22 protein-coding genes and 1 riboswitch are annotated in these 22628 nt (G+C 60.3%); of the genes, 7 read left to right on the top strand and 15 right to left on the bottom strand.

What is annotated here, in order from left to right; translation table 11 throughout:
• Positions 1-196: 196 nt before the first annotated feature.
• The 8 genes from cbiB to EST62_RS03475 all read right to left on the bottom strand — a co-directional run bounded on the left by cbiB (position 197) and on the right by EST62_RS03475 (position 9948).
• Positions 197-1153, bottom strand: coding sequence for an adenosylcobinamide-phosphate synthase CbiB (gene cbiB, locus EST62_RS03440; RefSeq protein WP_129050716.1), 957 nt, complete (start codon positions 1151-1153; stop codon positions 197-199).
• On the bottom strand, positions 1150-2256 hold the full coding sequence (gene cobD, locus EST62_RS03445; protein ID WP_129050717.1) for a threonine-phosphate decarboxylase CobD: 1107 nt from the start codon (positions 2254-2256) through the stop codon (positions 1150-1152). The genes cbiB and cobD overlap by 4 nt, the downstream gene beginning before the upstream one ends.
• Positions 2253-3752 carry a cobyric acid synthase gene (locus EST62_RS03450; protein ID WP_129050718.1) on the bottom strand — a complete coding sequence of 500 codons (1500 nt, stop codon included), beginning with the start codon at positions 3750-3752 and terminating at the stop codon, positions 2253-2255. Before EST62_RS03450 ends, cobD begins: the two co-directional genes overlap by 4 nt.
• 17 nt (positions 3753-3769) lie before the next feature.
• On the bottom strand, positions 3770-4408 hold the full coding sequence (gene bluB / locus EST62_RS03455; RefSeq protein WP_129050719.1) for a 5,6-dimethylbenzimidazole synthase: 639 nt from the start codon (positions 4406-4408) through the stop codon (positions 3770-3772).
• Positions 4405-5214, bottom strand: coding sequence for an ABC transporter substrate-binding protein (locus EST62_RS03460; RefSeq protein WP_129050720.1), 810 nt, complete (start codon positions 5212-5214; stop codon positions 4405-4407). The genes bluB and EST62_RS03460 overlap by 4 nt, the downstream gene beginning before the upstream one ends.
• Before the next feature lie 22 nt (positions 5215-5236).
• Positions 5237-7105 (bottom strand): TonB-dependent siderophore receptor, encoded by a 1869-nt coding sequence (locus EST62_RS03465; protein WP_129050721.1) that lies wholly within the window; start codon positions 7103-7105, stop codon positions 5237-5239.
• Positions 7106-7326: 221 nt separating this feature from the next.
• Positions 7327-7563, bottom strand: a riboswitch (cobalamin riboswitch).
• A gap of 53 nt (positions 7564-7616) precedes the next feature.
• Positions 7617-9290: a Na/Pi cotransporter family protein gene (locus EST62_RS03470; protein WP_129050722.1), complete on the bottom strand. Its 1674-nt coding sequence runs from the start codon at positions 9288-9290 to the stop codon at positions 7617-7619.
• Positions 9291-9483: 193 nt separating this feature from the next.
• Complete coding sequence (locus EST62_RS03475; RefSeq protein ID WP_129050723.1) at positions 9484-9948, bottom strand: SRPBCC family protein; 465 nt, start codon at positions 9946-9948, stop codon at positions 9484-9486.
• Positions 9949-10202: 254 nt separating this feature from the next.
• Between EST62_RS03475 and EST62_RS03480 the strand changes: the two genes are divergently transcribed.
• The 7 genes from EST62_RS03480 (at position 10203) to EST62_RS03510 (ending at position 14547) form a co-directional block, all read left to right on the top strand.
• The gene (locus EST62_RS03480) at positions 10203-10856 is read left to right on the top strand and encodes a hypothetical protein (protein WP_129050724.1); all 654 of its coding nucleotides are present in this window, start codon (positions 10203-10205) and stop codon (positions 10854-10856) included.
• A 96-nt stretch (positions 10857-10952) separates the two neighbouring features.
• Positions 10953-11171 (top strand): addiction module protein, encoded by a 219-nt coding sequence (locus EST62_RS03485; RefSeq protein ID WP_129050725.1) that lies wholly within the window; start codon positions 10953-10955, stop codon positions 11169-11171.
• The gene (locus EST62_RS03490) at positions 11168-11473 is read left to right on the top strand and encodes a type II toxin-antitoxin system RelE/ParE family toxin (protein WP_129050726.1); all 306 of its coding nucleotides are present in this window, start codon (positions 11168-11170) and stop codon (positions 11471-11473) included. Before EST62_RS03485 ends, EST62_RS03490 begins: the two co-directional genes overlap by 4 nt.
• Before the next feature lie 74 nt (positions 11474-11547).
• Positions 11548-11784: a type II toxin-antitoxin system Phd/YefM family antitoxin gene (locus EST62_RS03495; protein ID WP_069809255.1), complete on the top strand. Its 237-nt coding sequence runs from the start codon at positions 11548-11550 to the stop codon at positions 11782-11784.
• 130 nt (positions 11785-11914) lie between these two features.
• Positions 11915-12322 carry an NUDIX hydrolase gene (locus EST62_RS03500; protein WP_167599154.1) on the top strand — a complete coding sequence of 136 codons (408 nt, stop codon included), beginning with the start codon at positions 11915-11917 and terminating at the stop codon, positions 12320-12322.
• Positions 12300-13205, top strand: coding sequence for a cobalamin-binding protein (locus EST62_RS03505; RefSeq protein WP_129050728.1), 906 nt, complete (start codon positions 12300-12302; stop codon positions 13203-13205). Before EST62_RS03500 ends, EST62_RS03505 begins: the two co-directional genes overlap by 23 nt.
• Complete coding sequence (locus EST62_RS03510; RefSeq protein WP_129050729.1) at positions 13195-14547, top strand: cobyrinate a,c-diamide synthase; 1353 nt, start codon at positions 13195-13197, stop codon at positions 14545-14547. Before EST62_RS03505 ends, EST62_RS03510 begins: the two co-directional genes overlap by 11 nt.
• A gap of 27 nt (positions 14548-14574) precedes the next feature.
• Here the strand turns inward: EST62_RS03510 and EST62_RS03515 are convergent, their stop codons facing one another.
• From EST62_RS03515 to EST62_RS03545, 7 genes are all read right to left on the bottom strand, one after another.
• Positions 14575-15954 carry an efflux transporter outer membrane subunit gene (locus EST62_RS03515; RefSeq protein WP_245153451.1) on the bottom strand — a complete coding sequence of 460 codons (1380 nt, stop codon included), beginning with the start codon at positions 15952-15954 and terminating at the stop codon, positions 14575-14577.
• Between the two features lie 163 nt (positions 15955-16117).
• Positions 16118-16855: an ABC transporter ATP-binding protein gene (locus tag EST62_RS03520; RefSeq protein ID WP_129050731.1), complete on the bottom strand. Its 738-nt coding sequence runs from the start codon at positions 16853-16855 to the stop codon at positions 16118-16120.
• Position 16856: 1 nt separating this feature from the next.
• The gene (locus tag EST62_RS03525) at positions 16857-18062 is read right to left on the bottom strand and encodes an ABC transporter permease (protein ID WP_129050732.1); all 1206 of its coding nucleotides are present in this window, start codon (positions 18060-18062) and stop codon (positions 16857-16859) included.
• Positions 18059-19249 carry an efflux RND transporter periplasmic adaptor subunit gene (locus EST62_RS03530; RefSeq protein ID WP_129050733.1) on the bottom strand — a complete coding sequence of 397 codons (1191 nt, stop codon included), beginning with the start codon at positions 19247-19249 and terminating at the stop codon, positions 18059-18061. Before EST62_RS03530 ends, EST62_RS03525 begins: the two co-directional genes overlap by 4 nt.
• A gap of 7 nt (positions 19250-19256) precedes the next feature.
• On the bottom strand, positions 19257-19859 hold the full coding sequence (locus tag EST62_RS03535; protein WP_129050734.1) for a TetR/AcrR family transcriptional regulator: 603 nt from the start codon (positions 19857-19859) through the stop codon (positions 19257-19259).
• Between the two features lie 105 nt (positions 19860-19964).
• Complete coding sequence (locus tag EST62_RS03540; protein ID WP_129050735.1) at positions 19965-20606, bottom strand: trans-aconitate 2-methyltransferase; 642 nt, start codon at positions 20604-20606, stop codon at positions 19965-19967.
• A gap of 129 nt (positions 20607-20735) precedes the next feature.
• The gene (locus EST62_RS03545) at positions 20736-22553 is read right to left on the bottom strand and encodes a carbon monoxide dehydrogenase (protein WP_371414671.1); all 1818 of its coding nucleotides are present in this window, start codon (positions 22551-22553) and stop codon (positions 20736-20738) included.
• Positions 22554-22628: the final 75 nt, after the last annotated feature.

Consider the following 22628-nt stretch of genomic DNA (forward strand, 5'->3'; position numbering starts at 1 on the left):
TAACCCGGCGAACATTCAAACCTCTTGCATTCCCATTGCCCTGTCCATCTTACATTCAAGAGGACTTCAGTCCTCTGGACATTCTGACATCTTACTCTTCTGTTGCCCCGGTTTTCAAACCGGGGATATCAAACTGAACAAATTTTCATGGGCTTCAGCCCAATTTCCCTTTCTGTCGATTCCGGCCGAGCTGCCTTCACCGCATAAACATCCCGGCGACAAAAAGCAGCCCTGTGCCCCCGGCCATGAAAATCGCCGATGCAACATACATCAGACGCATGGCGCGAGTGATCGTGGCCGCCTCCATCGCGCCTTCGCGGATGCCGAGCGTCGGCACGGTTTTGGTGACGCCGCCGTAACTCCGCTCACCACCGAGCGTGACGCCGAGCGCTCCGGCGAAAGCCGATTCGGGATAGCCCGCGTTCGGACTCTCGTGCCGCCTCGCGCCTTCCGTGACCGAGCGGAACGTCGCCGCCGGATCGAGCCGTAAAATAAACGCCGCGCCCGCAACCGCCAAAACCGTCAAGCGCGCCGGGAGGAAATTGAGAAGGTCGTCGAACCGCGCCGAGGCCCAGCCGAATTCGCGGTAGCACTCGTTGCGGTAGCCGAACATCGAGTCGAGCGTGTTCGACGCCTTGTAGAGCCACGCCCCCGCCGGGCCGAAAAGGATGCCGTAAAAGAGCGGCGCAGTCACGCCATCCGACGTATTCTCCGCCACGCTCTCCACGGCGGCTCGCGCCACACCCTCCTCGTCGAGCAGCGCCGTGTCGCGCCCGACCATCATCGCCACCCTCCGGCGGGCAAGTTCGAGATCGCCCGCAAGCAGCGCATCGCGCACGGCGGCGGCGTGGGCGGCGAGGTCTCGCGGCGCTATCGCGAAATAGAGCATGAGCACTGAAACGATGAGACCGGCAACCGGATGCAGCCGCGCCGCCTGCCAGACGAGCAACTGCACGACGGCGACTGTCGAGACGATCACCACCAGCGCCGTCAAAATGCCCGCCACCCGGAGCGGCAGAAAACGCATGGCCCGGAACAGCGCCTCCGCGCCGGTCGCAAGCTTGCCGACCAGCCGCACCGGATGCGGAAACCACTGCGGATCGCCAAGCAGCAGATCGAGCAGGAACGCCGCTGGCATGAGCAACCAGGTCACGACACCGCCTCCAAAGCGACAGCATTTAGCTGCTTCGACGACTCGGCGAAGTCGTTCAGCGCCTCAATGAGCCGCCGGTTTTCGTCGGAGGTGCGGATGCAGAAGCGGAAATACTTCGGCAGAACGCCCTCGAAGTTCCGGCAATCGCGCACGAGGATGCCGCGCAACCGGAGATGGGCGACGAGCGCGTCGAGCGTGAGGCCGTCTGCGACGGAGGCGAAAAAGAAGTTCGCCGCCCCGCCGTAGAGCGTGATCGCGGAGTTCCCGGCAAGGCCGCTGGCAATCTGTCGGCGTCCCTCGCGGACGATGGAGCGCACCTCCGCTTCGTACTCGCCACAGTGCGGCAATTTGCTGGCGACGTACTCCGCGACAGCGTTGACCGTCCACGGCTCCTTGTGGCCGTAGAGCCGCTCGATCATCGACGGATGAGCCACGATTGCGCCAAGCCGTAGTCCAGCGATGGCGTAAAATTTGGTGAGCGAATGGATCACCACGATGTTCCTGAACGCCCGAATCTCCGGCATGAGCGAGTTCGACGGAAAACTTTCCGTGAACTGGATGAACGCCTCATCGACGATGAACTGCTTCTCCGGAAAGCGGCAGGCCAGCGCCAGCAGCAGCTCCTTGGGAATCAGTGTGCCGGTCGGGTTGTTCGGGCTTCCGGCCAGGAGCGCGTCGCACCCGGCAAGCGCCTCGGCAAGCTCGTCGATGCCGGGAAAGGCGAAGCCGTCGGCCTCGCTCAGTGCAAGCGGGATGACCTCCGCACCGGCGAGTCGGCAGGCGCGTCCGTAATCGAAGAACGATGGCTGCGGCACGAGTACGCGCTTCAGGCCGAGCGCTCGCGGCAGGAGATAGAGGCCCTCGATCGCCCCGTTCGTGGCGAGCACACACTCGCGGTCGAGGCCGAAACGGGCGACGTAAAAATCACGGACACCGCGTCCGTCCATCGAGGGGTATGGCGCGAGCGGAATCGACGCGGACAGCTCCGGGAGCGGCGGCGCGACCGGCGCGAGATTGACGCTGAAATCGAGCACAGCGCCGCCGCCCGCCAGCTCGCCCGTGCGGTCGCCGTGGCAGTGCGCCAGCAGATGATCGCCGCTCACGACGCGCTCCCCTTCGTGACGGAAATACCGGCGATGGCGAAGAGCGCGTCGAGATCGAGATTCTTCGCGAAGTGCGCGGCAAGCAACTCGAACGGATCGGCGGCGGAGGAGGTGGCGGGTTCGTAGCCGCTATCGAGCAGCCGCAGGAACCAGGCGCGGACGCCGGGTTCGTCGAAAAAGCCGTGGAAGTAGGTTCCCATCACCCGCCCGTCCTCGCTCTTCGCGCCGTCGAACTCTTCAGAGCGGACGCCGTTGCGCTCCGTCACCTCGATGAGCGGCGACGCGCCTCCGGCGAGCGTCGTGCGGCCCATGTGAATCTCGTAACCGCTGACGACGCATGAGCTTCCGGCAAGTTTGCCGACGCTGTTCGAGAGCGCTTTTTCGCGTTCGAGCACCGTCTCGACCGGCAGCATTGCGAGCGCCGCACTCGCGCCCGGAGCGCCTTCGACGCCGTGCGGGTCGGCGATGCGCTCGCCGAGCATCTGGTAGCCGCCGCAGAGGCCGACGATCACGCCGCCCCGCGCCCGGAACGCCTCGATCTCTTTGCGCCACCCCATCCGTTCGAGCCATTCGAGGTCGCCGCGCACGTTCTTCGACCCCGGCAGCACGAGCGCCTTGTATGCGTCGAGGGGCCTCGGATGGTGCAGGTAGTGCAGCTCGACCGCCGAATCCTGCTCCAGCGGCGAGAGGTCGGTGAAGTTGGAGATGTGCGGGAAGTAGATCGCCGCGATGCCGATTTTTCCGGCGGAGGGATCGCGCTTCGGATCGACCACCGAACAGAGCGGCACGGCGTCTTCGGCGTCGATGGTGAAGCCCCGGAAGTAGGGAATTACGCCAAGCACCGGTACGCCGGTCATCGATTCGAGCATTTTCACGCCATCTTCGAACAGTGATTTGTCGCCCCGGAAGCGGTTCACGATGACGCCCTTGACGAGCGCCCGATCCTCCGGCGGAATCACGGCAAGCGTGCCCACGACCTGCGCGAAGACGCCGCCACGGTCGATGTCGGCGACGAGAATCACCGCCGCCCCGGCCCGGCGGGCGCTCTTGAAGTTGACGAAATCGCGCTGGTAGAGGTTCATCTCGGCGCACGATCCGGCCCCTTCGAGCACGATCATTTCGTGCCGCGCCATGAGCCTCTCAAGGCTCTCGAAAGCCGCCTCCGCCCAGCGCCGCGTGTCGCCGAAGTATTCACGAGCCGTTTTGTCCGTGCAGACGCGCCCGTGCAGCACGACCTGCGCCCCCGTGTCGGTGTTGGGCTTGAGCAGCACGGGGTTCATGTCGGCGTGGGGCGCAACCCGTGCGGCCTGCGCCTGCACGATCTGCGCCCGCCCCATCTCGAAGCCGTCGGGCGTGACGCCGGAGTTGTTCGACATGTTCTGCGCCTTGAACGGCGCGACGTCGATGCCCGCGTTGCGAAAGATGCGGCAGAGCGCGGTGGCCACGATGCTCTTGCCCGCGTCCGAGGCGGTGCCGAGTACGGCAATATTGGTCATAGGCGTTGCCATATTTTTCACCACTGCTCCTGATGGACGAGATCGTCGAGCACGAGGCGCGGCAGCCAGCCCGCCTGCTCCAGCTCCGGCGTCTCGTGGAAAAAGCTCACGTAACCGATGCAGAGCCACGCCACCGGCACGATGTGCTCCGGGATGCCGAGCGCCTGGCGCACGCTGTCGTGATGGATGATGCTCACCCAGCCGACGCCGAGATTCTCCGCCCGTGCGGCCAGCCACAGATTCTGCACCGCGCAGACCGAGCTGTACAAATCCATTTCGGGATTGGCCGTCCGCCCGATCACCACCTCGCCGCTGCGGGTGCGGTCGCAGGTGACGCAGACGCCGACCGGCGCTTCGAGAATCCCTTCGAGCTTGAAGCCGAGATAGCGCTCCCGGCGCTCCCCGTCGAACTTCGCCGCCGCCTCAGCGTGGGCCGTCTCAAAGCCCGCCTTGATCTGCTTGCGCACCTCGAAGTCGCGCACGACCACGAAGTCCCACGGCTGCATGAAGCCCACGCTCGGCGCGTGATGCGCCGCGTCGAGCACCCGGCGAAGCACCTCCTCCGGCACCGGGTCGGCGAGGAACTGCCCACGCACATCGCGGCGACTGTATATTACTTTATAGAGCGCGTCACGCTCATCAGCATTGATGGTCATTTCGATTCATTTTTCTGATTGCGACTGCCGAACTGCCACTTTAAATCGGCGAGTCCTTCAAGAATTTTTGGCGATGGCGATACAAAATGCGGGCCATTGAGCCGCACGATTCGGTAGTTGCCTTCGGGAATCCGCACGGGGCATTCGTAGCCATCTTTCTGGAGCACGAACACGATCTCCGGCTTCTTCTCCTCGACCAGCTCCCAGACAGTGCCGATCAGCTCCGTCGGCGCAACATGGCGGATGCCGGGATACTCCTCGACAACCTGGAATCCCGCCGCCGTGAAAAGCTCGTGGAGATACGTATTGACGCCGAACGAGAACGGGTTGCCCTCGCAGCTCGACAGAATCAGCGCCCGCCGTCCGCCGCCGTTGACCTCCGCGGCGGCCTCGCGCCACTGCCGCTCGAACGCCTCGGCCCTGCGCTCGCCGCCCTCGATGCCGAGCGCGTCGCAGATGGCGCGGATGTTTCCGCCAATCTCCGCCATGCTTTTGAAGCCGTGCAGCACGACGCACTTCGCGCCCGGCGGCGTCACCCGCTTGCAGAGATCCGGGCCGCCCCAGTCCGAGACGAAGAGATAATCGGGATGCAGCGCCGCGATGGCCGCCGGATCGGGATCGATCACGCCGCCGGTCTTCGGCAGGTCGATGTCGTCATACCGGCTCACGCCTGCGATCCGGTTTTCGAGACCGAGAGAACGTAACGTTTCAGTAATGTAGGGCGACTGGCTGACGACGCGCCCCTCCGCCCGCCCCGCCGCTCCCGCAAAAAGCAGGAGCAGCAGGGTCATGACTATTTTTTTCATGATTGGCAATGGATTAGCGGTTTCACAACGTAATCTTCACGCCCGCATACGCCGACCTGCCCGGCGTGGCGTAGCTCCACGCCTCTTCATAATACTCGTCGAACAGGTTGTCGATACGTCCATACAGCTCGACATTCGGATTCAACTTGTACGACGCGGAAATATTGGCCAGGAAATAGCTGTCGAGCTTGCCGGTCACGACGCAATCTTCATTCTTCGCGCCGTCATTCCGACGCGATCCGACCCACTGCATATTGGTATTCAGCTTCAGCTTGCCGGAGGCTTTCCACGTTGCAGCGACCCCGACCTTGTTCCGTGGACGGCGTTCGAGCTGCTCCCCATCGGGGTCTTTTGTATAGGTATAGGTGTAGTTCATGGAAAGAAACACCGCCTTTGAGGGACGCCATTCGGCAAAGCTTTCCAGACCATAGGTTTTCGTCGTGCCCGGAATCTGAATCGATACGTAGGTAATAGGATCATAACTGATACGGTCTTCATAATCAGTCCTGAACCATGTTGCACCCAACTTCAGGTTGTCGGCAAACTTCTGCTCGATGCCCGCATCCCACCCCTTGCTCGACTCCGCCTTCAACTCTGAGTTTCCATAGATCGGTGCGTATAATTCGAAAAGCGAAGGTGCCCTGAATCCGGTGGCATAACTGCATTTGAAAACGGTGTTCCCGATGGTATAGGAGGGAGCGACACGCCAAGTAGTCTTGCCGCCAAATTTTTCGTTATCCTCGTAACGAAGCCCCTGAACGAGCTTCAGGCCGCCAATTCGCCACTGATCCTCGACGAAAACGCCATTTGAACCCATCCGCTTGTCCACGGCAAGGGAGCCGGTGCTATCCATGCTCTCTTCACGAGAGTTGATCCCAACGCTGACCGTGTTGTTGTCGGTAAGAGCATAATCGCCCTGCCAACCGATTTCATAAAGGTATCCCTTGTAGGTATTGCCAAGTACGCCAGAACTGTAATATTTCCGCTCTTGGTCGTTCACATTGTAGTAAACCGTGCTTACAAGCGGTTGGTAATCGAGCTTCAGCGCAACCCTGCCATTGAACTGCGTGGATGCCTGGCTGTTGCCGGTAACATCCGCCCCTGAGCTGTCATAGTCATATTCGGCATCGATATATCTGATGGTCGTATCGAGTGAAACATTCTTGCTGAACTTCAGGCCGAAATTTCCGGACAGCGTGGTGTTCTCATATCCATCCTTCTCGAAGCTTTTATCGGAGGGATTGATACAGGGATTCCGTTCATCAGCGGCTGAAAATCCATCTGTTTTGGTACGTGATGCGCTAACGGAATAATCGATCACGCCCTGTTTGCCACTTGCCCCACCGTAATATCGATAAGAGTTATAGGCACCGCCTTCGATTCCGGCATACGCTGATGGTTTACCGGTTCCTTTCTTCGTGATGATGTTGATTACGCCTGCTGAAGCACCTGAGCCGTAAAGCATGCTCGCCGGGCCGCGGACGATCTCGATACGATCGATATTGTCAACCGTAAGATTTGAAAGGTTAGGAGACATCGAGGGTTCTGACGGGTCATTGGCTGGCACTCCGTCAATCAGCACAAGAGTATATTGCGAATCTCCGCCCCTGATATTGATGTAAGATTTAGAACCGAGACCGCCGCTGGAAACAATATCGAGTCCGGGTACTCCCTTCATTACCTCTTCGACGCTTGTCTGCCCGGAATCCTGAATCTCTTCGGCGGTAATGACGGTAATCGAGCTGCCGCCGGCGTCGGCGACCGAGTTGAGCGTTTTGGTGGCCGAGACGACGATCTCCTGACCGACATAATCCGAACCGGCCTCTTCGGCGTGGAGCGTGGGGCTGGCGAGCATTGCCGCCATAACGATGGCGAGCGTTCGTTTGTTCATGGTGTTGTCCTGTGTTGAATTGAAAAAAATCAACAGACAGGGGTTGAGGAAAAGGACTGACCCGGTTCCCGTCGGAACAGCTCGATGGTTCGACAATGCTTGAAAGTGCGGAAGTGCGGGATTCACGCCATTGGCGTAATCGGGCGACGCATTGGAAAACGATGCTGAACATTCGGTGGTACCGGAAGCGCTTTGCCTGACTATTAACCCGTAGTCTTGTTTCTGAGCAAAGAGTAACTGGCAGGTCTCCTGACTTTAACGGCTGAACCGCTGCGGCCTTCCCGCCCCGTCCGTGGAGGACTTCGAGCAGTGACACACAGCGACTGCGAGCATCGAGGCATGTGGCCATGCCTGCTTGCGGCAGCTTTCCGTTGTACAGTTGCGGGTACAGTGTACGAATCTCACGTACTTCCCTATTCTCCGGCTTTGAAGCCGGCACCAGCTAATCATGTGAAAGAACAATCATCTTTGCGGGCGCAATTTACGATTTTCCCGCTCAATTGCAAGCGACTCACCCCTTGCCATCGGCGGCCCGGATGATGGTGCGAGCCATCGACATCGTCTGGTGGTGCAGCGCTTCGAGCGCCCGGAGCAGCTCCATGTGCAGGTCGTGCGTCCGCTCCGACTCCGGGCGGTTTTTGATGCGCCGCATGTGCGAAAAACCGAGTTCGAGCAAAAGGTGGTTGAAGTTCTTGCCCTCGTCGAGCACCGCCAGCGCCCTGCGGAAGCTCATCTCCTCGATGGCCAGGCTCATGGCCGCGATCTCGCGGCACACCTCTTCGTGAAGCTGCGCGATCTCCCGCTTGCCCTCGCTGGTCAGCCCGTTATCGAACCCTCCGGCGGGAAAGTCGGCAAGCAGGGTTTCGACCACGTCGCCCGCCGCCTCGATCTCCTTCGCCAGCGCCATCAGCGCCGCCGCCTCCCGGATGAGCGGCTCGGCAACCGCCTCCTGCATGACGCGAATCAGGTAGGCAGTCACCTTCTTCTCCAGAAAATCGAGCTTCTCCTCGCGCATCAAAAGCCCTTCGGAGACCGGCAGCCGCGAGTAGATGAGGTCGCGCCCCGGCCCGCCGCCGAGGAACGGCTCCGGCAAAGCCCGCGACATGCGTCCGAGAATCTTGTTCATGCGCGAAATCTCCTGCCGCGCCAGCCCGACCGCCACCTCCGGCGTGGCCAGGGCGGAGTCCTTCAGATGCCACACCGCCGGAATGCGCCCAATCTCTTCGGGATCGTCGGGCAGAATCCTGGTAAGAAAACGCCCGTACAGCGGCAGGAATGGCAGAAAGACGATAGCCATGAAGACGTTCGAAACCGTGTGCGCATTAGCGATCTGGCGAGGCAGCCCACCCGCTGCATCGGACGGCGAGATCAAGCGGATCAGGTCGAGATAGGGCGACAGGAAGATGACGAAAACAACGACGTAAGCCAGGTTAAAAATAAGTTGCGCCAGAAACACCCGACGCGCTGCGCGCATGCTTCCGGCGCTGCCGATTGCCGCCGTGATGCAGGTGCCGACATTGGCCCCGAACATCAGTGGCACGGCGATTTCAAGGGTGATCGTCCCCTGCTGGGCCATGGTGATGACGATCGCGATGAACGCCCCGCTGCTTTGAATGATAGCGGTCATGAGCGCGCCCGCGATGACGCAGAGAATGGGATTTTGCAAGGTGGTGAGAATCGAGAGAAACGCCGCGCTGCTGCGGAGCGGCGCGACCGCCATCCCCATCAGTTTGAGGCCGAAAAACAGCAAACCAAGCCCGGCAAGCACCTCGCCGAACAGCGCCACGCCACGCTTGCGACGAACAAGCGAGAGGAAAAAGCCGACCGCGAACATCGGCAAGCCCAGCTCGCCCGGCGAAAAAGCGATGAGCTGGGCCATCGTGGTGGTGCCGATCTCCGCGCCGAGCACCACGCCGAGCGACTGCGAAAAGGTGAGAATCCGCGACTGCACCAGCCCGATGAGCGTGAGCATCACCATGCTGCTCGACTGCACGGCCACGGTAGCCACCGCACCGGAGAGCAGCGCCGAGAGCGGGTTGCCGGTGATCGTGGCCAACCACCCGGCAATCTTGCCGCTCGAAGCCTTGCGAAGCCCCGCATTGAGCGACTTCATCCCCAAGAGAAACACCGCCAACCCACCCGCAAAAAGCAGAAGATTAGACAGCAGGGATTGTGATTGCATCATTTCGATCGACAGTTTGAACTACCGGAATTTTCCGTCATTGCGAGGAGCAGAGCGACGCGGCAATCCATGCGGAATAAGCGAAAGCATGAAAAGATGGATCGCCACGTCCCGACTTGTCGGGACTCGCGATGACGAATCACCGTCATTTTTAACTTGACACACAACGGGGAGCGGACGACATTCTCCCCCCAACTCAAAACGCTCCCAGAATCTCCGCAACCTTGCGCCGCCGGTACTCGAACACCTCGTCGAGCCGCCGCCCGACAATCAGCGCCTCGACCACCTCACCAAGCATGTCGAACGGCAGCGCGTACTCCACGATGTCGGTCATCTCCGTGCCGCCTTCGATTTCGCGAAACCGGTGCGTGTGATGCCACAGCTCGTACGGCCCTTCGAGCTGGCGATCCTCGAAAAAGTCGGGCCGCGAGACCCGCATGATTTCGGTCGTCCACCGCACGGGAATCATCATGAAGGGATAGAGCGTGTAGCTCAGTTGCATCCCTTCGGAAATCGGCTTTCCGGTGCTCCCGCCATCGACCCGCAAAAACATCTCCGGCGGCGTGATCCGGGCAAGATTGTCCGGCTGCGAAAAAAAGTCCCACGCTACATCTATCGGCACAGGCAACCGCTGTACCCAGGTTTTGGTATGAAGGTTCATCGGATGGAACGGATTTCTTTGATATACTTCGATTTAAACAACGACGGACGAACGGTAAAAGTATCCCGTTAGGGTCTTGAGGTGGATTTTTTACTGGCGAGGATTGTCGATTTCGGGCGCGAACGCTCATTCAAAGCAGGGCGGCCTCAGACTTTTTTGTCGCGGGGAATTGTTGGATTTTGCTTATGATTTACTTGGGCAGTAATTAAAGGCATTTTACGCGGGCTTTAATCAAATACAAGGTATTTTTTTTAATGAAAGAGGCTGTATCTAATAAAATAAAAAGTCAGTTGTCGAAAATTATCGAAGCTTACTTTGAACTGGTTAGGTTGGAGCTGGATAATTTTAGACTCGTGCTTCTAATTGACGGGGTTAAAATTGATAATGAAACGCTAGTACATGTAACCACTTCTGGCTGTGACGACAAAATCAATAAACGCAGAAAATTACTTGGCGAAACATTTTATTCCCAAAAAAAAGACATTACCGATTCATTCTTTCTAACTTTAGCCAAGTTGTTTGATGAGCCAAAAAGAAATCAGCCAAATTCAATCCCAGTCATGGTATCGACAATTTCAAAAAACTACCATATATTTGAAAAAACAGAAAAATTAAAAGTAGCGATAAGTACCTATGAAGAGAGTTTAATAAAAAACATAGACTTAATAAACCTTATTAAAGAACATCGAGATAAATGCCTTGCCCACAACGACAACAAATCTCAATGCAATCATTTAGATAGTCTATCCACCAATGAAACACGCCGACTGATGGATATAATAAAAAATTTAGTTAATTCAGTAAGTTCTTTTTTTGATCTGATTGGGATTTCTGAAAGTGACATTAACAAAATGAGTAACGAAAGCTTCAAAAAAAATACTGAACTGCTTAAAACACTTGAAAAGTAGAGACAAAGAAATGGATCAATTTGCTATGCGAGCTAAACTTTTGGCCAAGTATTCGAGATTTAAACCATTTTTAAATCATAATCAATCGTCTAAATCATGAATTTATTGCAAACCATTGATAAACTACCTCGAGTTGAAAAAATCAAGGTAATGGAATTCATCTGGAAGCAATTGACAACAAAAGATTCGGAATTCGAATCTCCGGCGTGGCACAAAGACGCCTTGGCAGAGACAGAAAGCAGGTATGAATCCGGTAAAGAAGAATTGATTGACTGGAGCGAAGCAAAAGAACTTCTCAGAAAGCAATTTCAATGAAAATAAAAATACTCAAATCGGCTTATAACGACTTACAAAGAGGCCGAAATTTTTATGATACTCAAGGCGAGTGGATCGGTGAGTATTTCTTTGATTCATTGTTTTCGGACATAGATTCGTTAGTCTTGTACGGAGGCATTCATCAGAAATTCTTTGGTTTCCACAGACTCTTATCTCACACCTTTCCTTTCGCGATATATTACAAAAAAGACAATGAAGGGAATATCATCGTTTATCGTATTCTGGACTGTCGCCAAAATCCAGAGACAACGGAAGAAATTCTAACCGAAATTGAAGAATAACATGTAACCAAAATTGATCAAGGACTGGAACAAACTGCCCGGCATTTGGGTATCAATATTCTGGATGTTAACTGATGAAAACATATACTTATACAGAAGCACGGCAACACTTGTCGTCCGTGCTGGAGAAGGCGCGGAAAGAAGGTGAGGTCATGATTCGCCGTAAGGATGGTCAGCTTTTTGTCTTAAGGCCAGCGAGTCGAAGCGGCTCACCGCTGGATGTTCCCGGAATCGATCTGAACATCACGACTGAAGAGCTTATTGGCATTCAGCGAGAAATCCGTGAACGGGGGCATGAGAGCGCCTCATGACAAACCCATCATCCACCCCTTGCCAATCCCCCGCCCCCCGCGAAAAGCACTTGCCGTGAAAAACCCTCTGCACTATCTTGCAGGTGATTTTTTGTGACTGTGCAAGATCGTCAACGCCTCCACCATCCCCATGCCTAAAGCCACCGTCGCTGCCATCATCCACCCCGCCGGAGATCGCCGGACGATACTCCTGACACGGCGTAACGTCAATCCTTTCAACGGGTTGTGGTGTCTGCCGGGCGGGCATGTCGAGGAGTTCGAGCCTGCTGAAACCGCCGTGCGGCGAGAGGTGAAGGAGGAGACCGGTCTCGACTTTGTGCCGGATACATTCGTCGGCTGGTTCGAGGAGATCTTCCCGGAGCACCGCTTCCACGCCGTGGCGCTTGCCTTCGCCGGAGCCGGATCGGGCGCGTTGCAGTCGCAGCCCGACGAAGTCTCCGAAATGGCGTGGTTCGCGCTCGACGATGCGCTCGCGATGCCGCTCGCTTTCACCCATAACCTTGTCCTGCAACACTATGCCCGCTCGCTCGAAAAGTAACCGCCTGACTCCCCTCTTCATCCTGCTCGCGCTCTGCCTGTACGCGCTCGCCGGTTGCTCGCGCCAGCCCGCGCCCGCGCCGACGACGCCGACGCCAGCCGCCGCCGAAACGCCGCAGCGCATCGTCAGCCTCGCGCCGAGCCTTACCGAAATGCTCTACGCCATCGGCGCGGGCGACCAGCTCGTCGGCAGAACCAGCGCCTGCGACTGGCCCGCCGAAGCTGAAAAGGTGCCTGTGGTCGGCTCCTTCGGACGCCCGTCGCTCGAAGTGCTCGCCTCGATGACTCCCGACCTGGTGCTCGACGTCGATCTGGCCGACGAACAGGCGGCGAAAAAAATGGCCGAAATGCATCTGCGCCGCGAGCACATCCGCTGCCAGGATCCCGAAGAGTTGCCCCAGGCCCTCCGCAAGCTCGGCGCGCTCACCGGCCACGCCAGGCAGGCCGACAGCCTCGCCTCGGTGATCGAGCAGGGGCTGGCGAACTATCGCACAGAGGCCGCCGCGAAAACGCGCAAACCCTCGATGTACCTTGAGATATGGAACGATCCGCTCTGGACGGGCGGCAACAAAAGCTTCGTGTCGCGGCTGATCGGCTACGCGGGCGGGCGCAACATCGGCGACGCAGTCGAGAAGGAATACTTCGAGGTTTCGCCAGAATGGGTCATCCGCGAAAACCCGGAGATCATCGCCTGCATGTACATGGCCAACGAAACACCCGCCGCCGACAACCTCAAGAAACGGCCTGGATGGCAGGGCATCAGCGCCGTGCGCAACAACCGGGTCTATGACAAGTTCGACAACCGCCTCTACCTGCGCCCCGGCCCGCGCATCCTCGAAGGGATCGCCGGAATGAAAAAGCTGATCGAGAGCCATGAAAAGTAACGCGACACACGAGAGCCGGGGCTTCCTCATCGCCGCGCCGTCGAGCGGCTCCGGCAAAACGACGATCACCCTCGGCCTCTTGCGCCTGTTGGCGCGGCGCGGCCTCGCCGTCCAGCCCTTCAAATGTGGGCCGGACTACCTCGACACGATGCTCCACGCAATGGCCGCTTCGACGGGGGAAACGGCGCGACCGGGGCTGAATCTCGACACCTTCATGGCCTCGAAGCAGCACGTCCGTTCGCTCTTCGCCCGCCACGCCTCGACGGCGGAGATTTCGGTGGTCGAGGGGGTGATGGGTCTGTTCGACGGCGCCGAAAAATCGGACGGCAGCAGCGCCGAAGTCGCCGCGCTGCTTGGGCTTCCGGTCATCATGGTGATCGACGGCTCGAAAATGGCCTACTCCGCCGCGCCGATGCTCTACGGCTTCAAAAATTTCGACCCCTCGGTCAACGTCGCGGGCGTCATCTTCAACCGCGTCGGCAGCGCCTCGCACTACCGCTACCTCGAAGCCGCCGCGCATGACGCGGGCGTGGAGCCGCTCGGCTATCTGCCGCGCAACAGCGACATTACGATCAGCGAGCGCCACCTCGGCCTCAACACCTCGGCGGAGTACGACCGGCAGGGCATCATCGACGCGATGGCCGACCACATCGAAAAAACGGTGAACATCGAGCGGCTGCTCGAAGTGGCGGCAATCGAGCTGCCGGAAGTCGATGCGGTTCAGGCGACAGCGAGACAATCGGACAAAGTAATCGCCGTGGCGCGGGACGAAGCGTTCAACTTCATCTACCAAGCCAACATAGAGGCGCTCGCGCGGTACGGCGAGGTGCGCTTCTTCAGCCCGCTGCACGATGAGAGGCTTCCCCAGGCCGACCTGCTCTACCTCGCCGGAGGCTACCCGGAGCTTCACGCCCAAGCGCTTGCGGCGAACGCCTCGATGCGCCGCGCCATCGCCGCGTGGTGCCGGAGCGGAGGCGCGACATACGCCGAGTGCGGCGGCCTGATGTACCTCGGCCAATCGCTCACGCTCGCCGACGGCACGACCCACCCGATGTGCGGCGCGCTCGACCTCGACACCACCATGCAGGAGGCCCGCCTCACCCTCGGCTACCGCAAGGTGTATCCGGCGGGCGCGGAGGGCGTGGAGCTGCGCGGCCACGAATTCCACTACTCGCGAATTACGCGGCAGGGCGAAATCGAAACCATCGCCGAAATCCGCAACGCCCGCGACCAGCCGGTCGAAGCGAAACTCTTCCGCGTCGGCAACACCATCGCCTCTTACCTGCATCTTTACTGGGGCGAGCGCGACAACCTCGCCAACTGGTTCCCTGCGCTGAGGTAACGATGATCGCGACCAGTATTTCCTCACTCACCCGCCCAGTGCCTGAAACAGGAGAGCTGCGTCGGCAAGACGCCTGGAGCGACCGGTGAGGAGCGCCGATGAGCTCACCTCTTTTTCAAGCGAAACGTCAAGAAGTTCCAGCGTCGAGGCCGCTCCGAGCCGGTGCTTTGAGACGATGATGGCGTACTGCTCTGCGAGCAGCGTGTCGGCATCCAGCCACGCCGAGAGCTCGCGGCTGTCGGCTTCGATGGCGGCAAGCCGGTCGGCGACCTCCTTCAGCGCCTCCAGCACGGTCTGGCGATAGTTGGCTGCCGCGAGGTCGAATTCAGCGATGGCGGCTTTGTTCTCCGCATCGTGCCCGCCGTCGAAGAGCGTGTGGGCGATCGAGCCGCCAACGCTCCAAAGCAGCGAGCCGCCGCCGAAGAGGCTCGTGAGCGTAAGCGCCTGCGAGCCGAGCGAGGCGTCGAGCGTGATCCGGGGATACGATTCGGCGACCTTTACCCCGTACTCGGCGTTGGCCGCCCGCATCATCGCTTCCGAGGCGAGCATGTCCGGCCGCTGGCGCACCAGCTCCGACGGCACGCGCATCGGGAGCTGTTCGGGCAGCCGGAAGTCGGCGATGGAAAACGCCGGAAGCTTGCCTTGCGCCGGTTCACGTCCACACAGCAACCGGAACTGCGAGGCGGTTTCGTCCCGCTGCTGCTTCAGCGTGGCGGCTTCCGCCCGGAGCGAGGCCACTTCTCGCTGAACCCGCAGGAGTTCGTAGCGCGATGAACCGCCCAGTTGAAGACGCGCCGCTTCGATCTCCATTTTTTGCTTCAGCAGTTCGAGCCGCCGCTCCATGCTTTCCAGGCGGTCGTTGAGTTCGGCAAGCTTGATGGCCGTCGTCGTGACAGACGAGGCGAGCGACAGCTTCGCCGCGTCGAGCTGGTGGCGTTTCTGTTCTGCGGTGGCGGCGAGCGCTTCGAGCCGCCGTTTGTTGGCTCCGGAAAGGTCAAGCGTGTAGCCCGCCGAGAGGAAGCTGTCGAACAGGTTGAAGGTGCGCTCGTCGGACTCCTGGCCCATCGCGACCAGGTTCGTCCCCTGCCGACTCGCGCCCGCCCCGGCATCGAGCTTCGGCAATCGGATTGAACCGGCCTGTGCATCCCGGCGAGCGCTGGCCGTGCGAAGGGTCGCTTTGGCCGCCTGTAGCGTCGGGCTGTTGCGCAACGCTTCGGCTACCAGCGCGTCGAGTTCGGGTGAGCCGAACGATTCCCACCACCGCTCGGCAATCGCGCCGCTTGCCGCTTGCGACAGCTCGCCGGACGCCGGGCGGTAGTGGTTCATCACCGGCGGATCGGGGCGCTGGAAATCCGGCCCCGCCGAGCAGCCTGCGGCGGCAAGCGAGCCGGAAAGCAGCGCAATCATCCTCACGTTTCGTCTCAATCGTTGCATCATCATCATCATCATTATTACTCCGGCAACAATAAATCGCAATCATCCCAAAAAGAAGAAGTTGGGCTAAAGCCCTGATTTATTTTGTGTTATCCATAAACCCCGGACTGAAGTCCGGGGCAATTGTTTGACGCCTTTAATGGCCGGAGCAATAATCTGCTGTTTCGTAAAGTGCTTTCCCCTCCCCCGCCTCCTCGTGGGTGCGGCCATCGCGGATGTGGTAGATTCGCTTGAAGGTGGGGATGATTTTTTCGTCGTGCGTGACGACGATGACGGCGGTTTCGTACTGGCGGGCCATGTCGTTGAGCAGCCCGATAACGCCGAGCGCGCGCTTGCTGTCGAGCGGTGCGGTCGGCTCGTCGGCAAGCACCACCGGAGGCCGGTTGACCAGCGCCCGCGCAATGGCCACGCGCTGCTGCTCGCCGCCCGAAAGCTGCGAGGGCATGGCGCGGGCGCGGTGGGCCACGTCGAGCGCTTCGAGCACCGCCAGCGCCCGCTCCCTCGACGCGCCGTTGCGCTCACCGGCCAGCATCGGCAAGAGCGCGACGTTATCGATCACGTCGAGAAACGGAATCAGGTACGGAGCCTGAAAGACAAAGCCGATCTTGTCGCGGCGCAGCGCCCGCAAATCGCCAGCGAGCCAGCGGTTGTCGTAAATCGGCGAGCCGCCGATCTTCATCACGCCTGACGACGGCTCGATGACCGCGCCGAGGCACTTGAGCAGCGTGCTCTTGCCGGAGCCGGAGGGGCCGACCAGCCCCACCACTTCGCCCGGCTCGACCGACAGATCGACCCCCTTGAGCGCATCGACGGCGGTCTGGCCGGAGCCGTACCGCTTGGTGAGTTGTTCGATTGCAATGCCTGTTCGTTCCATCCTATCCTCCTATCGCTTCAGCCGGATCGACCATCAGCGCGGCGCGAATCGCCAACAGGCTCGCCACGACGCAGATCGCCATCACCAGCAAAAAACCTCGCGCGGCGTCGCCGGGGATGAGCAGCACATATTTCGGGAAAAAGGGCGCCCAGAGCGTGGCCGCGATCTTGCCGACCACAAAGCCGATCAGGCCGAGGCCGAGCGCCTGCTGCAAAATCATGGAGGCGATCACGCGGTTTCGGGTGCCAAGCAGCTTCAGCACGGCGATTTCGCGGATTTTGGACATCGTCATGGTGTAGATGATGAAGGCCACGATCGCCGCGCTGACCACCGACAGAATCACCAGAAACATCGCGATCTGGCGGGCGGAGGTAGCAATCAGCTTCTCGACGAGAATCGACTGCATCTCCGCGCGGCCATACGCCTCAAGGCGAAGCCACCGTTCGATTGCCGACCCGGCCAGCTCCGGCGAAGCGCCGGGCTTGAGCCGCACCAGCACTGCATTGACCGCGCTGCTGCTTGCATCGTCGGCGTTGACGGCGTCGAGCAGCCCCGGCACGCCGGGAGGGTTGAAGGCGGGATTGCCTTCACGACGGTGGCGCTGCTGCACGATGGCGTCACTGTCCTTGAGGGACTGCGCCTGTTGCGCGTCGCGGAGCGGAATAAAGATCATCGGGTCGCCGCTGGACGAGACCATGCGCCGGGTGAGACCAACCACGCGGTAGCGGTTGCGGCGAATGGTGACGAGGTCGCCGACGTCGAGGCCACTCGACACGTCGGCAATCGCCTCGTAGTGCCCGGCGGTCATCGTGCGCCCGGCAACGAGGAAGCGCGGCTGACCGGGGTCGCTCTGCCGCCGTCCGGGCGCGACGCCGGTCACCATCGCCCGGATGCCGCGCTCGCCGTGGCGCACCTGCATGGTGAGATAGACCACGTTGGAGGCCCGCTCCACGCCGTCGATCGACAAAACGCTCCGGTACAGATCGTCCGGGATGGTCGAAGGCTCGGCCCACGGCCCGATAGTACCCTGCTGCACCACCCAGAGATCAGCGCCGCTGTTATCGAGCAGCACGTTGGCGTCATCGACCATGCCCCGGTAAATCCCCGCCATGCTGAGCGTGACGCCGATCAACAGTCCCAGCCCCGCGGCGGTGAGGATGAAGCGCCCCCATCCGTGCAGAATATCCTTTCCTGCCAGGCTTATCATGACTTGCCTCCCGCCTGAAGATGTTTGCGGATGGTGATGCGCGTGCCGTCGCTGAGCGGAGCCATGCTGTAAACCACGATTCGCTCGCCCCCTTCGAGACCGTCCGTGACCTGCACGAAGCCGTCGCGGCTCATGCGCCCGAGCGTGACTTCACGGAAGCGCAGCCGCGAGCCGTCAACCAGCCAGACGCCGGTTTTTTCTTTTTGACGATGGATCGCGGCGGATGGCACGACGGGCGTTTTCGGCAACGGCTGCTGGCTGACGACGACCTCGGCCAGCTCTCCCAGCGGCGGCAAAGGGCGCGGCAGCGTGCGGAATTCGATCCTGGCCAGCAGCTCCTCGGTCACCGGATCGGCGACAGGCTCGATTCGAAGCACCGCGCCCGCCAGCGCCCCGCCGGAGCGGGAGCGCAGCGTGACCGAAGCATCGAGACCCGCAGCGAGGCCGGTCGCCTGATGCTGGTCGAAGCGCGCTGAAACCCATATCTCCGAAGGATCGACGATCTCGATGAGCGTCTGGCCAGCCACGACGCTGCTCCCCTCTTCGGCGGCGCGAACCGTCACCAGCCCGTCCGTGGGCGCGACAAGGCGCAGGTGCTCGCGCTGTTCAAGCAACGCACGGAAGCGCGAGGCTTGCGCCGCCGACTGCTGGCGGGCCGCCTCCAGCGCCGCCTTCGCCGCCGCGCAGGCCGAGCGGGCAGTCGCCGCCTCCCGGACGTTCAGCTCCACGGTCTCCGCACTCACCGCGCCCGCCTTCAGCAGAGCTGCGTAGCGCTTCTCCTGCGCGGCGGCAAAGGTGCGCCGCGCTCGGGCTTCGTCAAGCGCCGCCCGCGCTTTGGCGACCGAACTTGCCGCCTCGCCCGCCAGCGACTGCTGCGCCAGCTCCTGCTGCTCCAGATCGACCGGATCCATTTCGCACACCACATCGCCTTGCCGAACCATATCGCCCACATCGACCAGCACTCGCGCCACCCGTCCGGGAGCGGTCGGGCCAAGCTTGTGGACGTATCGCGCCTCGACGACGCCGATGCCCTGCAACGCGGGTTGGATCGAACGGCTTTCGACCCTGGCGACCGTCACCTCCACGGGCGACAACGGCCCGGAGCGCACAACCACAAACACGAACACGATAACGAGCGGCGCCAGCACCGCCGCCACTCCCCATACTTTTCTATCAATCTTTTTCATCATCATCTCACTCTTTTGCGATTCCTTTCAGATAAAGCCTCAGCACCTTCGGCGCTTCGTCTTGCATACGGTTCTGACTCCCACTGAGCAGCGACTGCATCACCAGCCCCTGCACGAGGCCGATAAACATGCCCGACGCGGCCTGCACGTCGAGGTCGGGGTCGATACTCCCCTCGCCAATCCCCTTTTCAAGCAGTGCGCCGACCCGCTTCGCGTAGCGCTGGAGCAGCACCCTTGCCACCTTTTTGGCAGGCGTGTCCTCAGACCGCTGCAACTCGGCGAACAGCATCCGCGGCACACCGGGATGGCGCGAGACGAATCCGATGTGCGCCGTGAACATCCGCTCCAGATCGGCCACGGCAGACTCTCCGGCAACAGCCTGATCGACGGCGCTCATCAGGTTTTGCTCCACCCACTGCATCACCGCCTCCCACAGCGCCTCTTTGGACGGAAAATGCCGAAACAGCGCGCCCTGCGTCAGCCGCATCTTTTCGGCGATGGCCGCCGTCGTGATCTGTTCTGGATTCCGTTCAGATGCAAGCTGCACCACCGCCTCGATGGTCACCAGCCGCCGCTCTTCGGCAGGCAGGTTTTTCATGCCTCTTTTCATGCGTTTCTCCTTTTGATAGAAAAGATAGTAATTGATTACTATCTTTCAAAACAAAGCAACACAATTCTCTCTCTCGATCAACCGCACCATCCGCCGGATGCGATGTCAACCGCTGCGCCGAAAGGTGAACCAGGCGAACGCCTGCGTGGAACCGCCGGGGGTAAGATGTTGGGCGTCGCAGGCTGAGACAAGCTCGAAGCGCGGGGCGAAAACACCGGAAATCAGCTCCGCATTGTAGCGCTGCACGGCGAGACCGCTGCACCGTTCCGGGCCGTCCAGGGCGAAGGTGCCGATGATCGCCGCGCCATCGGCGGCGAGGCAGGCGTCGAGGCTTGCCAGATAGCGGCGGCGATCATCCTCGCTCGTCATGAAGTGAAACACCGCCCGATCATGCCACAGCCTGAATTTTTTCGCCGACCGGAACGAGCGAATGTCGCCTTGCACCCAGGATACGGGCGAGGCTGACGCGCCCAACCGCTCGCGAGCTTCGTCGAGTGCCGCTTGGGAACAGTCCACAACCGTGACGTCCGTATAGCCGAGATTCAGCAGCGTTTCGGCAAGGATCGATGCGCCACCGCCCGCGTCGATCACCGGCGCGTCGCGGGCGATGCCGGTCGCCTCGACGAGGCGCAGCGACTCCTGCGGGTGGCTTTGATACCAGCTCAGGCGCTCAAATGGAGCGGCGTGATATTTTGCGTCCCAGTGCTGGCGTAGTTCATCCGGTTCGCATGAGTTGTCAAGTGACATATTACTCTGGCTACAATAAAAGAAATTGGGCTAAAGCCCTTATTTACTTTGCTTTGTTTGCATACCCCGGACTAAAGTCCAGGGCAATTGTTTAACATTTTTTATGGGTGAAGTTATAACACTCCCCTGTCAACCGTTCATGCAGCACGATTTGCCGATTTCGACCGTATCGGGAATCGTCTCCTCGATCTCCTCTTTCGTGCCAATCACATAGTCGCTGACCGGCCAGCCGAGAGCTTCGCGCTTGCGGTCGAGCATCCGCAGAATGTCTTCGGAGGTCTGGTAGGGATCGGGATTCCAGTTCATCGCCGCGCCGACCATCCTGCGCAGCCGGTTGCTGACGTAGTCGATAAAACGATCAGAGGCGAGCGTGTTGTCCTGCACGCACGAGTAGGTTTCGATGCCGTTGAGGATGAAGGCGTAGCGCGCGCCCATCGTCTTTTCGGCGGCGGGATCGGCGGCCACCATCGCGAAGGGCATCGCCGGATTGGGCTGGCCCGCCGCGTTGGCCGTGTAGGCCATCACCTGGCTGGCCCGCGTGCTGTCGGTGCACGCGCCGACGTGCAGCACCGGCGGAATCTGCAACGCTTCGACCAGCTCGCGAAGTCCGGGGCCGCACAGCTTCGAGGCGTCGGGATGCGCCAGACCGGCAAAAAGCAGCCCCATGCCCGAACAACCATGAGCCGTCACGAGCACGTCGTTCTTGATGAGCTGGCGGGCGATGATAACCTGGTTGCGCTCGAACACCGCGCCGCGAATGTTGCCGCAGGAACCGAAGTTCACGATACCGCGAATCTTCCCCTCCTCCAGCAACCGGGCAAGACCGTGAATCTTTTTTTCGGGCATCGAACCGTCGAACAGCCGTGCGATCTCCTCGACGCTGAAGCCCAACTCCACCTTCGCGCGGATGTCGGGGATATGGATTTTTTCGCTGTCGCGGTTGCGGTAGTTTTCGATGGCGATGTCGAGAATCTCTTCGGCAAGCTCGTAAATGCGGTCGAGGTTTTTGAGATAGTAGTCGAGTTCGAGCACGATCGCCCCCTCCTTGCGGCCTGAGGGCGAGGTGGTGATCACCTTGGTGTGAAAGCGGCGGGCGACCGGCATCATGCCGGGCAGCACATCCTGCTGATCGACCACAATCGCCTCGAACGCACCGGTGGCGACGGCCATTTCGGCGGAGGAGGCCATGGCGACGAGCGGAATGCCGAGGTCACGCTCGACGAACTCGCCGCCGGTGCAGCACATGCCGTAGAGGCGGATGTCCTCCGCGCCGACCGCTTTTACCTTCTCCATGATCTTCGGCGTACCGACAATGTCGCAGATGGCGAAAGCGACCATCGGCGCGTGGCCGTTGATGCCGATGTTGATGCAGTTATCCTTGCGGATGCTGCCGAGGTTGACGTTGAGCTTCGAGCGCCGGGGCAGACCGTAAACAATGTCGGTGGCGAGCGACGTTGAGACCACGGTGGTGTAGGCGTAGGCGAGCACCGTGCGCAGGAACGCCTGCATGTGGCTCTCGAAATCGGAGTCGGTGCCGTGGCTGGTGAGGTTGTTCGACTCGAAACACTCGTGATAGGCGCTGATCGGAATGATGCCGAGCCTCTGCCAAAGTTCGGAGCGCTCTTTCGGCGCGAGCGCAAAGAGCGTGTCGTGATGCTTCGGCAGCGCGCGCTGCAAGTCATCGATGAAGCGGTCGGCGATCTCCACGCAGATCTGTTCGACGCTCTTGCCATCGGCGTCGAGGCCGAGCGCCCCAGCGACCGCCCACGCCTTTTCGGGGCACTTGATCGGAATCGGCGCGGAGCCGTCGCCCGCCGCTTTCAGCGCGATGAACACCTCGCAGGCGTGCGCGCCGTGCGCCGACATGCCCGAAGCGAGCCGCCGCAGCGCGTTGCCCGCAACGATGAGATCGACATCCTTGCCGCAGATTGAATCTCTATGGGATATATTCCCCGAAGCTCTGCTTCGTTAAAGATAAAAGTGTAATAATTGAGCACATATATTCATAAAAGTCATAATGTA

It is taken from the genome of Chlorobaculum sp. 24CR (assembly GCF_004118635.1).
GTDB lineage: Bacteria > Bacteroidota > Chlorobiia > Chlorobiales > Chlorobiaceae > Chlorobaculum.

Bases quoted from the DNA above. Each gene is read 5' to 3' on its own strand.
- EST62_RS03540 (WP_129050735.1), bottom strand. From the start codon at position 20,606: ATGTCACTTGACAACTCATGCGAACCGGATGAACTACGCCAGCACTGG.
- EST62_RS03460 (WP_129050720.1), bottom strand. From the start codon at position 5,214: ATGAAAAAAATAGTCATGACCCTGCTGCTCCTGCTTTTTGCGGGAGCG.
- EST62_RS03495 (WP_069809255.1), top strand. From the start codon at position 11,548: ATGAAAACATATACTTATACAGAAGCACGGCAACACTTGTCGTCCGTG.
- bluB (WP_129050719.1), bottom strand. From the start codon at position 4,408: ATGACCATCAATGCTGATGAGCGTGACGCGCTCTATAAAGTAATATAC.
- EST62_RS03535 (WP_129050734.1), bottom strand. From the start codon at position 19,859: ATGAAAAGAGGCATGAAAAACCTGCCTGCCGAAGAGCGGCGGCTGGTG.
- EST62_RS03485 (WP_129050725.1), top strand. From the start codon at position 10,953: ATGAATTTATTGCAAACCATTGATAAACTACCTCGAGTTGAAAAAATC.
- EST62_RS03465 (WP_129050721.1), bottom strand. From the start codon at position 7,105: ATGAACAAACGAACGCTCGCCATCGTTATGGCGGCAATGCTCGCCAGC.
- EST62_RS03490 (WP_129050726.1), top strand. From the start codon at position 11,168: ATGAAAATAAAAATACTCAAATCGGCTTATAACGACTTACAAAGAGGC.
- EST62_RS03450 (WP_129050718.1), bottom strand. From the start codon at position 3,752: ATGACCAATATTGCCGTACTCGGCACCGCCTCGGACGCGGGCAAGAGC.
- EST62_RS03505 (WP_129050728.1), top strand. From the start codon at position 12,300: ATGCCCGCTCGCTCGAAAAGTAACCGCCTGACTCCCCTCTTCATCCTG.
- EST62_RS03510 (WP_129050729.1), top strand. From the start codon at position 13,195: ATGAAAAGTAACGCGACACACGAGAGCCGGGGCTTCCTCATCGCCGCG.
- EST62_RS03475 (WP_129050723.1), bottom strand. From the start codon at position 9,948: ATGAACCTTCATACCAAAACCTGGGTACAGCGGTTGCCTGTGCCGATA.
- EST62_RS03480 (WP_129050724.1), top strand. From the start codon at position 10,203: ATGAAAGAGGCTGTATCTAATAAAATAAAAAGTCAGTTGTCGAAAATT.
- EST62_RS03500 (WP_167599154.1), top strand. From the start codon at position 11,915: ATGCCTAAAGCCACCGTCGCTGCCATCATCCACCCCGCCGGAGATCGC.
- EST62_RS03530 (WP_129050733.1), bottom strand. From the start codon at position 19,249: ATGAAAAAGATTGATAGAAAAGTATGGGGAGTGGCGGCGGTGCTGGCG.
- EST62_RS03515 (WP_245153451.1), bottom strand. From the start codon at position 15,954: ATGATTGCGCTGCTTTCCGGCTCGCTTGCCGCCGCAGGCTGCTCGGCG.
- EST62_RS03470 (WP_129050722.1), bottom strand. From the start codon at position 9,290: ATGATGCAATCACAATCCCTGCTGTCTAATCTTCTGCTTTTTGCGGGT.
- EST62_RS03520 (WP_129050731.1), bottom strand. From the start codon at position 16,855: ATGGAACGAACAGGCATTGCAATCGAACAACTCACCAAGCGGTACGGC.
- EST62_RS03525 (WP_129050732.1), bottom strand. From the start codon at position 18,062: ATGATAAGCCTGGCAGGAAAGGATATTCTGCACGGATGGGGGCGCTTC.